General features: G+C 71.4%; 8 protein-coding genes. All 8 read left to right on the top strand.

Annotated features, from left to right (window positions below):
• The first annotated feature begins 8 nt into the window (after nucleotides 1-8).
• Nucleotides 9-899 (top strand): SseB family protein, encoded by an 891-nt coding sequence (locus ACIBI9_RS43445; protein ID WP_397231579.1) that lies wholly within the window; start codon nucleotides 9-11, stop codon nucleotides 897-899.
• The gene (locus tag ACIBI9_RS43440) at nucleotides 896-1300 is read left to right on the top strand and encodes a hypothetical protein (RefSeq protein WP_397231577.1); all 405 of its coding nucleotides are present in this window, start codon (nucleotides 896-898) and stop codon (nucleotides 1298-1300) included. The genes ACIBI9_RS43445 and ACIBI9_RS43440 overlap by 4 nt, the downstream gene beginning before the upstream one ends.
• A 103-nt stretch (nucleotides 1301-1403) precedes the next feature.
• Nucleotides 1404-1808, top strand: a complete 405-nt coding sequence (locus ACIBI9_RS43435; protein WP_397231575.1) for a YbaB/EbfC family nucleoid-associated protein — start codon at nucleotides 1404-1406, stop codon at nucleotides 1806-1808.
• Nucleotides 1805-2149, top strand: coding sequence for a hypothetical protein (locus tag ACIBI9_RS43430; protein ID WP_397231573.1), 345 nt, complete (start codon nucleotides 1805-1807; stop codon nucleotides 2147-2149). Before ACIBI9_RS43435 ends, ACIBI9_RS43430 begins: the two co-directional genes overlap by 4 nt.
• Nucleotides 2150-2159: 10 nt before the next feature.
• Nucleotides 2160-12431: a hypothetical protein gene (locus tag ACIBI9_RS43425; protein ID WP_397231571.1), complete on the top strand. Its 10272-nt coding sequence runs from the start codon at nucleotides 2160-2162 to the stop codon at nucleotides 12429-12431.
• A gap of 49 nt (nucleotides 12432-12480) precedes the next feature.
• On the top strand, nucleotides 12481-13005 hold the full coding sequence (locus tag ACIBI9_RS43420; RefSeq protein WP_397231569.1) for a hypothetical protein: 525 nt from the start codon (nucleotides 12481-12483) through the stop codon (nucleotides 13003-13005).
• On the top strand, nucleotides 12998-13546 hold the full coding sequence (locus tag ACIBI9_RS43415; protein ID WP_397231567.1) for a hypothetical protein: 549 nt from the start codon (nucleotides 12998-13000) through the stop codon (nucleotides 13544-13546). The genes ACIBI9_RS43420 and ACIBI9_RS43415 overlap by 8 nt, the downstream gene beginning before the upstream one ends.
• 115 nt (nucleotides 13547-13661) lie before the next feature.
• Nucleotides 13662-15386: a right-handed parallel beta-helix repeat-containing protein gene (locus tag ACIBI9_RS43410; protein ID WP_397231565.1), complete on the top strand. Its 1725-nt coding sequence runs from the start codon at nucleotides 13662-13664 to the stop codon at nucleotides 15384-15386.
• Nucleotides 15387-15479: the final 93 nt, after the last annotated feature.

Below are 15479 nucleotides of genomic sequence, written 5' to 3'. Positions count from 1 at the left end.
CTGGGCGGATGACGTCGAGTGATCACGAACCGGCCACGCCGTTCGAGGAGCGGTTGTGGGCGGCGCACCGGGACGGGCAGGGCGCGCTGTGCCTGAGCCTGCTCCGCGAAGCGGACCTGGCGCTGCCGATCACCGCCGCCGCGGCGGCCGGGACCGAGGCCCCCGCGTGGGCGACCGCCGCCGACGCCGAGCGGACGTGGCTGCTGGCCTACACCTCCGTGGAGGCGATGCGGCTGGCCACCGGGGGCGTCGCCACGCACTGCCGCGTCCTGTCCCTGGTCGAGCTGGCGGCCGGCTGGCCGGACCCGCGATGGGGGTTGGCGATCAATCCGGGGCTGACGGCCGCCTTCCTGCTGGAGTCCGGGACGGTGGCCAGGCTGGCGGTGCCCACGCTGGCCCAGGACCTCATGCTCGATCCCGCCTCGGGGGTGCCGGCGGTCCAGAAGCTGCTGTCCCCCGCCGCCGTCCATGACCTGCTGACCGGGGGCGAGCCGCGCGTCTCCGGCTACTGCCATCACGCCCTGGACGTCTCGCACATCGCGACGCCCGTCGTGCTCGCCGAGGCGCTGGGGCAGCCGGACCTGCTGACCGAGAACGGCTCGCTGAACATCCTGCGCTGGCGCCCCGTGGGCCTGGACGGCTACCGCACCCCCTACGGCGGGACCGACGAGGAGGGCAGGGCCGCGGTGGCGGGCTGGGTGGTCGAGGAGCCGCCGTTCGTGGGGATGGGCCTGGTGCCGAACGTCGACCACGTCATCCGCGAGTACAAGGTCTACGGCGTGGGCCTGCCGCACGGCGCGGAGATCTGGGAGCTCACCTTCAGAGGGACGGAGCACCGGCGCGCCATCTACCACGGCGACCTGGGGCGATGGCTGCTGGTCGGGAGGCGGACGGGATGAGCCGGCACTTCTACCGGGCCCGCTGGCAGGGCATGGACTACGTGGCCAGCCCCGAGCCGCACTCTGCGGAGCTGTGGATCCGGCTGCGCAGCCCTGAGCCGGCGGACGGGTTCGAGGAGGTCGAGCCCGGTTGCCACGTGCGCCCGGTGCCCGTGTCCGAGTGCGCGTCCCTGCACTTCGTGACGACGGTGTGCACCTGGCGGGGAGAGCGCTTCGACGTGCACGACGAGCGTGACGGGCGGCTGCTGCTCGAGTACCTGGGCGGGTCCGCGCCCGCGGCGGTGGAGCTCGGGCTGGAGCGCGTCGAGCGGGGTGTGTACCGCCTCTGGGTGCCCCGGGCCGAGGTGACGGATCTCCACGAACACGCCGAACCACTAAATGTCGCGAAACAACACTTTTGAACACAGTCTTGTCTCATGGTGTTCATGTGACGGAAACTAACTAGAAACGTGGAAGTTCCGTAAGAGGATTTCCCGTGGGGGAGGCCCGGCTTCAGGGGGTGTCATGGATTCGCTTGACCAGCCCGATTCGGCGGCGATGAGGGCATACGCCGACGAGCTGCGCGACATGTTCCGGCAGATCCAGGACGCGGGCGTGGAGCTGCATGCCCAGGCCAGAGCGGTCCAGGTCACCGAGAAGTCGCGCGACGGCCTGGTGTCGGTCACGGTCGGTCCGCGCGGCGAGCTCGTCCGGCTCGACCTGGATCCGCGCATCTACCGGCGGCCCGAGGCGCGGCAGCTGGCCGACACGATCGTCGAGACGGCTCAGCGGGCGGCGGCCGGCGCCCGGGAGCGCATCACGGAGATCCTCGAGCCGGTGATCCCCCGGGCGGAGCTCGAGGCACACCTCGACGGCGACGTCGAAACCGCCCTGACGCAGCTCGCCGAGCGGATGGAGGGTGAAAGATGAGACTCTGGGACGGCACACAGATCACCAAGACCACCGTGGACCGTGGGCTCTCCGAGTGGTCGGCGATGGCCGAAGACCTCGAACGCGAGTCGGCGAGGCTGGTCGCCAAGGTCCAGGAGGCGCTCGACGCCGCTCCATGGGGTCCTGGCGCCGAGGGGGAGGCGTTCAGGGCCGCCCATTTCCGCAACGGCGGCCCCACCCAGATGCTCAGCCAGTGCACCCAGCTGGCTCAGGAGATCACCGGCGCGGGGTGCGGAGTGCGCACGGCCGTCGACAACACCCTGAAGATGGATCTCGACATCAAGCGCGACATGGCGGCCGGGCTGGTGCGGGAGATCTGAGGCCCAGGACGTGACGGTCAACGCCGATACCGGCGTCCACGGCTCCGGCAGCCAGAACGGCGGCGGCCTGGCCGCCTCGCAGCCCGCGGTCCGCATCGACAGCGACGTCCTCCCCGCGTGGGAGACCGAGGAGCTGCCCGACTGGGTCGTCTACTGGCTGATCCCCCTGCTGTCGGCCGGGCAGAAATGGCCGGGCGCCAGCGAGAGCGGGCTGTCGAAGCTGTCCGCGGCGTACGACGATCTGGCCGAGGGATCCGTCAGCTCCGCGCCCGCCGCGGGCGCGGCCACGCGCGTCCTCCTGGACGGGTGGATCTCACCCGCGACCGCGAACTTCGTCACCAGGGCCACCTTCCTGTACGGCCACGAGGGCGGGCTGTCCGGGGTGTCCGGGAACGCGCGGGCCTATTCGCAGCAGGCCAGCAACTTCGCCGTCGAGACGCAGTACTCCAAGCTCTCCGTCAACGTGGCCTTCTGGGTGACGGTCGTCGCGATCGCGATCGCCCTCTTCGTGGCCTTCTTCACCGCCGGCTCCTCCACCGCGATCATCGGGCCGTACGCGGCGGGGGCCCGCGCGGCCATCACGCGGATCCTCGTCAGGCTCATGACCCTGGGCGGCAGGGAACTGAGCGTGACGCAGCTGGCCAGGGTGACCGCGCTCAGCGGCGCCACCGGGCGCGGCCTCATCGCCAGGCTGCTGGTCTCGCCGATCGGCCGGGAGCTGATCGAGGAGATCGGCGAGGAGTTCTTCATCGACGCGGCCGCCCAGTACCAGCAGCGCGAGATGGGCACCGTCCAGGACTGGAACTGGGACAAGTCCGCCGCCTCGATCATCGGCGCGGGCAGCGGCGCGGTCTTCGGCACGGCGCTGGCCGGGCCCATGTCCCGCGTCACCAGCCACGTGCCGGGATTCGCGGGCCGCGCCCTGACCACGGGCCTGACCAACACGATCGCCTCCCCGGCCGGCAGCTTCATCGCCAACGGCGTGGTCTACGACCAGTGGCAGAACCCGTTCACGACCGATTCCCTCCTGGGCGGCTTCATGGGCGGTGCCGGGCGCACCGGGACGATCAGCCCGTTCAACCCCGAGGTCTACACCGCGCTGGCCCATCCGGTCACCTCTCTCGCCTCCGCGTACGACATCGCCGCGCACACCGACGCCGTCCGCGCGGCGGGTGGCCCGCCAGGGGGCACGGCGGACGGGAACACGACGGGCGGCGGCCCCACGAACGGCGGCCCCCAGCCCGGCATGCCCGCAAACGTGCGCCAGCCGGATCCCGCGGCGCCCGCCACCGTGAGGTCCGGCGGGCCGGCGACCGCACCGGCGGCCCCGAGGCCCGACGCTCCTGCGACCCCGAGGCCCGACGGCAGCCGGGACGGCGACGGCCGGCGCGCTCCCTCCGCGCCGGAGCCGGACGCGGCCGATCGCCGGCGGGGCTCCAGGGACGACGGTCCCGACCAGGCGGACCCACGTACGGCGGCTCCCGACCAGGACGACGCCGCGCCGCAGTCCCCGCCGGCGGGACAGGCGCCGGACGGCACCACCGCGCCCGACGCCAACCCGGCCCAGCCGGACAGCGACCCCGCCCAGCCCGACGCCAACCCCGCGCACCCGGACAACAGCGGCCAACCCGACGCCGACCCGGCACACTCCGACAACAGCCCCGCCCAGCCGGACGGCCAGACCGTGCCCGACGCCCAGGCTGCGCCCGACGGCCAGACTGCGCCCGACGCTCAGGTTGTGCCCGACGCCCAGGCCGCGACCGGCTCGACGCAGCTCGCCGACGACGGCTCCGGGCACCCGGTCACCTCCCTCGACGGGGCGGCCCCCGCTGGCCAGCCCGTGTCCGCCGCCACCCGGGCCCGTACGGCGCTGATCGGCGCGCTCACCACGAACTTCCCCGACGCGGTGATCGGCCCGGAGGGCGACCTCCTCATCTCCACCGCCGAGGGCGTGCGCGTGATCTCTGCGGCCACCATGGGCCGCGTCCGCTCCGCGCTGGACATGCGGGCCGAGGAGGTCTCGGACCTCGCGGACCTGCAGGCCGAGGCCACCGCCCTGCTGACGGTCGCCCAGGCCGGGGAGCCGGCCGCCCCCGCGGCGGCCGCCCCTGCGGCGGCGGCCCCGGCACCCGACGAGGGCCCCGCCGCACCGGCGTACACGAGCAAGCCGGGGACGGTCACGTCGCGGCCGATCGCCGGCACCAGGTACGTGACCGACGGCCGCCAGGGCCCGGACCTGGACCTCGACGAGGTGCGGAGCTCGATAGGAAACTGGCTCGCCCGCCACTTCCTCGACCAGGGCGTCAAGCGCTTCACCTGGTCGACGGATTCGGAGGGCCGCCGGACGCTGGCGGTCCACACGGAGACGGACGGCGTCCACCACTTCCGCCCCGTCATCGGCGGCCTGCCCTCGGATCTGATGGGCCAGACCGAGATCAGATCGGGCAGGAGCCCGGACGAAGCCCACGTGGTGCACTTCAACCCCCGCGTGGACTCCGACCAGCTGTCCAGGGTCTGGCTGCATGAGATCACCGACACACTGCAGGAAGTGCGGTCGGCCGGCGAGGGCAGGCGGCAGGGCTTCCTACGGCGCCGGCGCGGCGGCGAGGCCACGCAGGACGCGTGCGTCCCCGCCTTCTACAACGAGTTGTCGTTGCTGGCCGGGAAGTGGCATCAGGCCCAGACGCTCCCGGAGAAGCGGCTCCTCGCCGTCGACATCGACGGCGTGGCGCGCAAGCTGAGCGAACGCGGTCACACTCCGCCCCTGCCGCCCTGGGCGCCCGGACAATCCACCCGGCCGAGCCACGCCCCGGCCTTACCCGGCGAGCACCCGTCCACCCAGGAGGTTCAGGACGTCATCAACGCGCTGATCGAGGCGGAGCATGCGCTCCAGAAGCAGATCAACGCCAAGAAGGACAGCGCGAAAGAGGCAGGTAAGGAGGCCCGCAAGGCCGCGCGGGACTCGGTGCAGGCGCGGATGCAGCACGACCAGGGCCGGTCCGTGCGGGCCCGCACGGCGCGGAAGGAGATGCGGAAGCACCTGGCCACGCAGCGGCGGCACTCCAGGATCGCGCAGGCGTACGCCCCCGCGCTGGCGGAGGCGACGAAGGCGCGGAAGACCTACGAGCAACTGCTCGCGGCGATGAACCAGCCAGGAGGGCCCACCCGGCCAGGAGAGGTCGGCATGGCCGCCATCGCCCGGTCGCTGGAGGCCGAGGCCAGGCGGCATCACAAGGGCTATCTGGACGCGCTGGCCGAGGCGCTGCCGCACAAGGACAGCCTGTCCACGGCCATGCCGACGGGCCGGCTCGCCCACCTCAACGCGCTCACCACCGCCGTCAACGAGATGCTGGAACGCAACGAGATCGGCCACCAGTTCACCCCGGACGAGCTGGAGCGCGCCCTGCGGGCCGACTTCCACAAGATCGTCTCCGACGGCGCCGTGCTGCGCGTCGGCCGCGGCGACAGGGCGGCGGAAGTGCGGGTCAGGCTCTCACTCGCCGACCTCGTCGAGGTGCTCGACCCGGGCGTCAAGGCATCGGAGATGATGGTCGGCCTGTTCTTCCAGGCGGGCCGCACGGTCACCGCCACCGAGTCGGGCAGCGGCGGGATGAACGTCGGCTTCGACAGCTCCGTCCTGGCTCAGCTCCTGGCCGAGGGCGAGGTGCCCAGGACGCTGGTCGAGCTGCTCGGGGTCGGCGTCGGGGTCGCCGCCGGGCGCAACTGGTCGGCGACGGGCGGCGCGGGGATGTACGCGCAGGGCGGCTCCGTCGCCGACAACAGGAGCGAGTCGCTGCTGTTCGACGCCGCCGCGACGTGGACTGTCGAGATCCGCACCGGGCAGGACGAGAGCTGGCGGGACACCACCGTGGTGAATTCCGGCAAACCCGGCGATTCCGCCGCGCAGCGGATATGGGTCTCGCACTCCTTCACCGACCAGCCGCCGCGGAAGCTGGCCTGGATCGACGACGACAAGCGGGACCCGAAGCTCCCCAACCACGTGCTCACCAGCATGGACGGCTTGGAGGGGGCCCTCGACGAGATCGCGGCGACGCTCGGCGGGGAGTACACCAAGGTCGGCGCCGTCCCCCACGACCAGCTGCGCACGTTCGTGACCGACGAGCTGCCCCACCGGCTGCGCGATGCCGCCAACAAAAAGCTGGAGCGGACCTTCACCAGGAACGGCAAGCCGCACGCGAAGGTAACCGCCAAGAGCCGGGTCGTGCTCGTGGAGAGCGAGCCGCTGGGCGGGACGACCGCGGACGAGTGGGAGGAGGAGGTGCTCGTCGACTTCGTCGCGACCCCGGGCGGCGCGTCATCCGGCGGGTCGCTGGAAGCGAGTGCCTCGGCCGGGTTCAAGCATGACGCGCTGCAGGGGGTCGGCGTCGGCGACTATCATCCCACCATCGGGCCGCAGGTCAGAGGCTCCCGGTCGGCGTCGCGGTCCTACTCGTCCACCGCCAACAAGCAGGCCATCCACCCGAGCGTGCACAGGAAGACCAGCCACAAGCAGAGCTACCGGCTCGTGGTGGTGACCACGTTCACCGTGGAGTTGATCGGCAAGCCGCCTGTCAAGCTGCGGCCGGTGCGCAGTGAGGCGGTGGTCAGCATGCGGGAGTCGGCCGCCTACCGCTTCGGCCTGCCCGTCGATCGCGCGGCGCTGATGTACAAGAACGGGCAGCCGCTCCTCGACGCGGACGGCAACCAGGTGCTGCGCGGCGACATGAATCCCGATCCGCCGCCGGGGCGCAAGCCCGAGCTGCCCGTGTGGCTCGGCGACGGCCCGGGACAGATGCGGGGCGCCGGCCCCGCCCTCGTCCAGGACATCGCCGGGCTGGACGACGTCAGGGACAAGGTGATGGACGACCTCGCCGAGCGGGGGATCATCCCGAAGATCGTGGACGGAGTGCCGCAGTACTCGTCCAACCTGCTCGCGCGCGCCTCCCAGGTTCTCAACGCCCAGGAGGTCGAGGAACAGCTGTCCGAACACCGGATCAGGTCCGCGTACGACTCGCTGGCCCAGGACGGCATTCAGGTCGACCTGATGATGCACGGCCTGAACAGCGCGCCGGAGCACTACGTGCTGCACCTGTCGCTGAAGCAGGACTTCGACGACGTGAAGTACCTCGGGCACACGGATTCGGAGACGGTGGTCAACCTCGAAATCGGCTCCGACACCTCGGCCCAGGGCACGAGCAGGTCCAGGACGTACGGGGGCGGTGCCTCCGTCAGCGAGAGCGACGGCCCCGACCAGGGGCACGACGGCCTGTCGCACGAGGTGGGCGTCAACGCCGGCGGCAACCGCACCCGTACGGCGGGCTCGAGTGACGGCGACACGGTCAACGTGGTGCCCATCCTGCACGAGAGCACCGACTTGGTCGCGGGCTTCTCGGTGCGCCACGACATGATCGCCAAGCTTGTGCACGACGGGAATACGACCACCCTGGCGTCCGAAAGTGGTAGGGCCAAGCTGCTGTTCGCGGCGGACCACCTTCCTCCGGACGACGGATCGGAGCCCCAGTCCATCGGCAAGATGTCGCGGAAGGTGCTGTCCAGGGCGAAGCTCATCCACTTCGACACGCACGGCAGTCTGGAGTCCGCGGCGAAGCAAGTGCTGCCGAGAGGTATGCGCGAGGATTCGGTGGCGTACCAGATGATCAAGGCGACCCTGGGCGTGCGCAATCTCGTCGCCCACCCCAGGACGCTGATGAGGATGCTCACCAGCGGTCTCGGGATCCGCACCCGGGGAATGCCCACCCGCTCGTCGCTGACGGTGCGGGGCGAGGTCGGCGACACGGATGTGGTGGGCGTCGTCGACCAGGTGAACGGCGACATCCTGTTCGGGCTCGGCAGCGCCGGCGTGTCCTGGGGCGGGTCGTCCGGCGTGTCCGCCGGCGCCTCGACGAACGTCTCCGACCTCGACGACGGCGGCACGTCGAACGACGGCGGCAAGCTCTCGCTGCCTTCCCGGTCGGGAGGCACCTCCCAGTCCACGTCGATCCTCGACATCTGGGGCACCGAGGAGCTCACGATCTTCTTCGGCCGCCAGTACGTCTTGCGTGCCAACGTGGACCTCACCCTCACCGGCTCGGAGAACGCGGCGCACGCGTTGCCGCTGGGGGACCGGGTCCCGCTCGGCGAGAACGGCGAGGCCCCGGCACAGGGCACCGGGCTGTTCCTGCTTCCCGAGGAGGAGGCGCTGCAGCTGTACGCCGAAGGCGAGCTCCCGCTGCCGGGTGCCCTGGTGGCCGACGCCATCGAGCGGTTGCTCAACGGCAGCCTGCCCCTCGACCCGATCCTCGCCGTGCCCGTGGTCCAGCGGTACGTCATGGACGTGGCCAAGGCGCGAAGGGCCGGCGAGGACGTGGGGTACGCCGACCGCACCCCCCGGCGGGCGCTGGCCGCCAAGCTCCAGGAGCTGACGGGCCTTGGCCCGAAGGCGACCACGGCCCGGCAGGCGAACGAGGAGAAGCAACTCGACCAGACGCTGAGCGAGGCGGCGGACCTGATCGAGCGCTCCAGGGATGTCGTGGTGTCGCCGTCGAACGAGAATGGGATGGGCCTGGGCTCGACGGAATCGCTCGAACTGACCGACGAACAAGGCAATCCCATCGACTTCACGGACGCCGTGCTGAAAGCCGTGGGAGCCGCCGCCCCCGAGGCGGTGGACGGGAGCTCGACCCTGGCTGAGGAGCTGAGCGTCAACTTCTCCCAGGATGCCGTGAAGATCCACGTTCCCGGCATGTTCTCGGCGCGCGGCTTCCAGAAGAGCTACCACGTGCGGACGGGCTCCCAGGTCGGGCACACCGAGGAAGTGACGGTCACGACCCGGCTGGTGTACGGCAAACCCGACGACTCCCGCAAGGCCACCTTGCTCTCGCGCTTCAAGCAGGCCGGGGTCATCATGCAGCGCTACCGCTACACCGACCTGTCGCACTCCGAGTCGTACAACGGCTCCTACTCCGCGGGCATGGACTACAGCAGTTCGGACCAGGGCGACGGCCGCGGGGCCGGCGTGTCGACGGACCGGGGCCGCTCTTACACGGGCTCCACCAACCAGCAGGGCACGCGGCTGCAGCGGCTAGCCCGGTTCAACGGCATCAACCGGGTCAAGCAGAAGCCCACGCTGGTCATCGAGGTCACGCGCACGCCGGTGCGTGGAGGCAAGATCCCGGCCAAGGCCCGGCGGGCGGCGGACAAGCTCCGGCGCAGGCCCCCCTCCACCTACACGGTCAAATACGACGCCACGCTCGTGCGGCGCATCCCGATCGGCATGGTTCGGCCCGCCGACGAGGATCCGGGGCCGGTCGTCATGATGTCCGATCCCCGGCAGGTCGAGCTGCACCCCGGCTTCTTCACGGACGCCCTGTGGGAGGACCCGCGTAAACCCAGCCTTTTCGACGTCGTCACCGCGCAGCTGACGAAGATGCTGGGCGCCAAGACGGTCACGGAACGCCTGTCCGAGATAACCAAGCGGCTGTCCCTGGAGGCGCTGCTGACCGGGTTCGAACGGATGACGGGGCCGGGCGGCGACATCGTCGTGCGGGTGGCCAGGCAGAAGTTCAAGGACCAGGGCGCCCAGGTCAGGATTCGGGCCCGCATGTCGGACTTCACCATCCTCGCCGGCCCGTTCGAGGCGGAGAAGGGCGAGGTCGACAGGACGGCCAACGCGCAGAACGTGACGGTGTCCCGCGGTCGCGCGGTGCCGGTCGGCGAGAGCGGCAGCATGAGCGACGGCCAATCGGGGCTCAACGGCGGCGTGCGGGCCGGGGAGCAGGCGTCCGAGAGCGTGACCGACCACCACGGAGGGCGCCGCGAGCGCACCAAGTCCGAGAAGAGCAGCCAGGCCTACACCGTCCGGCTCAGGGTGGACTACGACTTCACCTTCGAGCACGTGGCGCGGCGGCGGAACGGCGACGAGCGCGTCGTCGGCGACCCGGTCCACCTGCCGGGCGCCAGCAGCGGCTGGGTGGACGTGACGCTCTTCGAGGAGGAGATCGAGGAGCTGCGCGCCCGGGTGGAGGCGAACGTGCGGCTCACGCCCCTCGTTGATCAAGGATGGCCGAAGTTCAAGTTCGTGCCGGCCCAGGGCCGCGAAGGGCTGATCCAGGTCCTGCAGGACGCGCGCCTGGCCGCCCGCGAACGCGGTGCGGTGGCCCGTGTGGCGGTCCGGGAGGCGGACGGCCTCCACCGTTACCTGGCCGCCCCTGACGGCTCGCTGCACAGCGAGACCCCCGACGGCGGGTTCGCCGAGGCGTTCGCCACCCTCTCCCCCGCGGTGCTGGACGCCGCCGACCAGGCCGGCCTCGATCTGCGCGACGTCTTCATGAACTCCGAGAACCCCGGCACCTTCTCCCATCAGGTCAAGGCAGAGCTGATGGCGCGTGGCGTCTTCGCGCTCGACACCGCCAAGCCGGCCTGGCCTGCCGACCGGGAAGAGGAGAACCAGCCGGTGGGCGGAAGCGTCGCCCAAGGGGTGACCATGTCGGATCCCGCGATCGAGGGCACGCCCTTCAGCCGGTCGGCCCGGCCCGACGGGGTCCCCGACCTGACCCTGGACGAGCTGCGCGGCCAGAACATCACCCTCGGCGACCTGGGCGGCGCCGCCGCGCACGTCGCCTGGCACGGCGACGTGGTGACCGTCCAGGTCCCCACCGCGCCCGACCAGCACGTCCGCGTGCTGATCGGGGAACCGGGCGAAGGGCTAGACGCCTCCACCGAGTTGCGCGCGGGCACGCCGGACGACCCGCACATCATGCGCTTCTGGCCGCGCGTGCACCCGGACGTGGTGTCGTCGGTCCTGGTGCACGAGCTCTCGCACGTCCTGCAGGAGACGCTCGCCGCGTCGTCGGGCGCGCCGCAGGGCGTGATCAGGACCTCCTTGTCGGAGCACCAGGCCGAGGGCACCGACTACTGCCTGCTCCCCCGCCTGAACGAGCACGCCCACCTGTCGCGCAAGTGGCACGCGACCTCCGACCCGGCCACGCGCCTGCGCCTGGCCGAGGCGATAGACGCCATCGCGGCCGACCTCGAACGCCGCGGCCACACCCCACCCGCGCCGCCGTGGGGAACGGGCCCGCGGGCGCCGGCCGCCCCTCAGCCGCTGGGCCGGATCGCGAGGCTGCTCAACGGGGGAGGCCCCGTGGGGCTGGACACCTCGCCGGCCGGGCTCGGCAGGCTGGCGCAGACCGCCGGCGTCGCCGAGGTGGCTCCGGCGGGACCCGCGGGCGAGTTCACGGTGTCCACGAGGAGCGGGACCTTCACAGTCGCGCTGGCCGACGCCGCGCCGGGCGCCACGGACGTGACCGTCGACTCGCGTGAGCGGGGACGGCTGGCGCTTCGGGTGCCCGCCGACGGAGGCGGGCGCGGGATCGTCGCGGTGGCCGAGCAGATCGCCGCGCACGCGGCCGCGCTGGACGGCCGCCCGGCGGGCGGGGTGGCCGACGCCGCGACGCTCGCGCGGCTGCGCGGGCTGGCCCGCGCGGCATCCGAGGGCGAGTGGAGCGGCGCGGCCAAGGCGCTGCGTGCCGAGGCGGCTCGGGCCGGCCTCGCGCCCGGCCAGGCCGGGGCCGCGCCCCGGTTGCTGGCGCTGGCGCGGGCGGGCGAGCTCTCCCCTGCCGACGTCACGGCGATCCGCGGCCATGCGACGCTGCCGGAGACGGCCGCGGCCAGGGCCGTCGAGCGCGGCGCGGCGCTCATGGGCGCCCGCGTCCACGACCACGGCTCGGGCCTGCTGGACATCGTGATCCCCGGCCGCCCGCCCATCTCCGTCGAGGTACGGTCCGCCCCGGTGGACGGCACTGCGGGTGACCCGCAGCCGGGCATGCTGACCTTCCAGGTCGACGGCCACCTGACGATCGGCGCGAACGAGCGGGCCGCCGCCGCGACTGCCGCCGAGGCGGTCGCCCGTACGCTGGGCGCGACGGCCGCCGGCGACCACGCGGCCCTGGCCGAGCTGAACGAGGCCGTGCGCCAGGCACGCGCGGCCACCACCCGCCAGCGGCCGGCCCGGCTCGGCGTGCTCCACGACCTGCTCGCCACCACCCGCCCCCAGGTGTGGCAGCTCATCCCGCAGCCGCTGGCCGCCGAGCTCACCACGCTGGCGGACGGCGCGCGTCCCAAGGACTGGCCGACGTACATGGACCGCCTGCGCACGCTCGCCAACACGACCGGCTGGTACCCGCCGGAAGAAGAGAACTGCCGGTGCCCCGCCGACGGGCCGTGCGAGTGCGGCCTGCGCGACGGGCAGGCACCGGCAGCGGCGCGCACGATGGCGGTGTGACCGGGATCGCGCGTTCCGGCATGATGGGACTCCCGAGGAGAGGACGGCTATGGCATTCGCGGTGGCGCGGACGAGGGATGAGGCGCATCTCTACCTCGACCTGCACCCGTGCACGTGTGGGTCGGTCGACACGACCTGGAACAGCGGGCTGGTAAGCGTCGAGGATGGGCTGGTCAACCGCTACTCCGGCGTGTGCGGGGAGTGCGGGACAGCCCGGGAATACCTGTTCGGCCTGCCGGAGCGTCCCGTGCTGCCCACCGGCTATCCGACGTTCGGCGGGGCGGAGCCGTCCGAGCTGCTCGACGCGGGCGAATGGTTGTGGGTGGCCGACCTGAGCGCGGGCAACGTGCCGGTGGACGACCGGGCCGAGGCCCGGCGCACGCTGCGGGTCGCGACCGCGGCGGTGGAGGAAATCGTCAAGTTCGTGCCGCCCGGGGCGGACGCGGTGCCCGACGACGGGTTCTGGTCCGAGCGCGGGCAGCAGATGCGGGCGGCCGACCCCGGCAGGTTCCAGCTCGACCGGTTGCTCGTCGTCAGGGACACCTACCAGGACCTGGCGGGCCGGCATGCCTGAGCGCGGTCTGGCCCGTTCCCTCGTGGAGGCGTACGTCTACTTCGACCTGGTGGCCGACGGCGGTGAGGCGGGCGCGTCGCGCCGGGCGGTCGTCGAGGAGGACGCCGAGGGCTGGGTGGTGCGGCTCGGCGACACGGAGGTCCTGGTTCCCGAGGAGGCCGAGGTCGTGGCGAGGCAGGCGGGGCTGATCTTCGGCACCGGCCTCTCCGAGCTGATCGACCCCGGCCAGTGGGTGCTCATCGCCGCCACCTACGCGAGCCGGGCTCTGGAGGGCGCGCTGTTCTTCGCCGCGGACCCCTCGGACCCCGAGGAGTTCGGCAAGATCGAGACCGACTGGCGCTTCGCCGCCGACGCCGTGGCCGAGGCGCTGAAGTTCTTCCCCGGCGGCGCCGCCGAGCTCCCCCCTGACGACTTCTGGAGCGAGATGGGCAGGGCGTTGCGGGAGTCCGAGCCTCATCGCCTCACCAGGCAGAAGCTGGAGAGCGATCTCGCCTTCTACCGCCAGAGCCTGGACGACTTCCGCCACCTGCACAACGGCTGACCCCGGGAGGGGTTGGTCAAACGATTGATTTCCCAGCGCGATGGAGTTACGGTCGGCGAAAACTGTCATATTTTATCGATTGAGGGATAAGTTGCGCCGCAGTCGAATCAGAAGTGTGCTGGTTGTCCTGGTCGCGGCCTTACCGGCGACCGCCGCGACGGAAGCCCTGGCCACAGCCGCCCCGCTTACCGTGTACGTGTCACCGGACGGCAGGGACGGGGCCCACGGCACCCGGCAGGACCCGTTCGCGACCGTCGAGCAGGCCCGCGACGCGCTGGCGGGCCGGACGAACGCCCGCTCCCCCGGGGTGGTGCGCATCAGGGGCGGCGTCTACCGGACGTCCAGCACCATCCAGCTCAGCGGAAAGCGCAACTCCTACGTCACCTATGCCGCCTATCCGGGCGAGCGGGTGGAGTTCGCCGGGGTCACCACGCTCTCGCCGGAGAAGTTCCGCAGGCTGGGCGACGTCCCGGCGGGCGAGGCCAAGTGGTCGTCGAGGTCGCGGGTCCGGGACTCGGTGTACGGGAACGTCCACGTCTACGACCTGGGCGCCGAGGGCATCCCGGCCGGGCGGCTCAACAAGAACGGGTTTAACTGGAAGCCGCAGCCGTACGCACCCGAATTGATCACCGACGACGTGGCGCAGACGCTGGCGCAGTACCCGAACGGCGGCGAGAAGCTGGACCGCGCCGACCTCACCGTCAAGGAGGCGCCGAAGGGCGCCCGCGACTACTTCTCGGACAAGACCGCGGACGGCACCACCATGCCCTACGAGGACATGCTGAAGCTGCCCGGCCCCGCCTACACCGCCGTCGACCCCGCGCTCAAGGAGCGCTCCGCCGCGTGGGCCCCGCCCGGCGGGACGCCCGACAACACGAAGTACGAGACCGACGGCTGGCTGTCCGGATATTTCGGCAACAACTATGCCAACGACCGCGTACGCATCGACTCTGTCAACGGCGACGAGCTCAGGACCCGCTACCCCACGATGTACGCCGCCACGGACAAATGGACGTCGTTCGTGGCCCAGAACGTGCTGAGCGAACTGGACGCCGAGGGCGAGTACTACATCGACCGCTGGAACGGCGGCGACGTCCTCTACTACTATCCGCCCGGCGGCACGGTCGAGGGCAAGCGGATCAGCCTGACCTCCTTCGACGCCCCGTTCTTCACGCTGGAGAACGTCAAGGGGGTGACGCTCAAGGGGCTGCGGCTCAACGGCACGACCGGCACCGGCGTACGCCTGCTCGACGCGGAGTCGTGCACCGTCGACGGCCTGGAGATCCTCAACGTCAGCATGGACGCGGTCGCGATCGGCGAGGCCAACGACGCGATCACGGCCATCGCCGAATACCGCACCAGCCGGGGCGGCCACCGCAACCGGGTGGTCAACAGCAGGCTGCACGACCTGGGCGGCGGCGGGGTGTTCACGGCCGGCGGCGACCGCGACTCGCTGGAGCGCGGCGACCACGTCGTGGAGCACAACGAGATCTACGACTTCTCCAAGCTCGCCACCTACACCCCGGCGGGCTACCTGTACGGAGTCGGCAACACCTTCAGGTACAACAACGTCCACGACGCGCCGCACATGGCCATCCAGATCATGGGCAACGACATGGAGATCAGTCACAACAGGTTCGAGAACCTCGTGACGCACGCCTCGGACCAGGGGGTGATCTACGCGGGCCGCGACTACACGTACCTGAACAACGTGATCTCCTACAACCTCTTCAGGAACGTCGGACCGGCCGGCAACCAGGCCGTCTACATGGACGACGGGATGTCGGGGATGGTGATCCACCACAACTTCTTCGACAAGGCCCAGCACGGCCTGTTCTAGGGCCTGTACGGAGTTCAGATCTTCAGATGGGTTGAAGGCTTCGGATCCACAAGATGGCTCCGCGTAGGTGAAGGCCGGCGAGGTAGCTGTCGG

This window comes from Nonomuraea sp. NPDC050451 (genome assembly GCF_044458585.1).
This window is presented reverse-complemented; position numbering and strand designations above follow the sequence as displayed.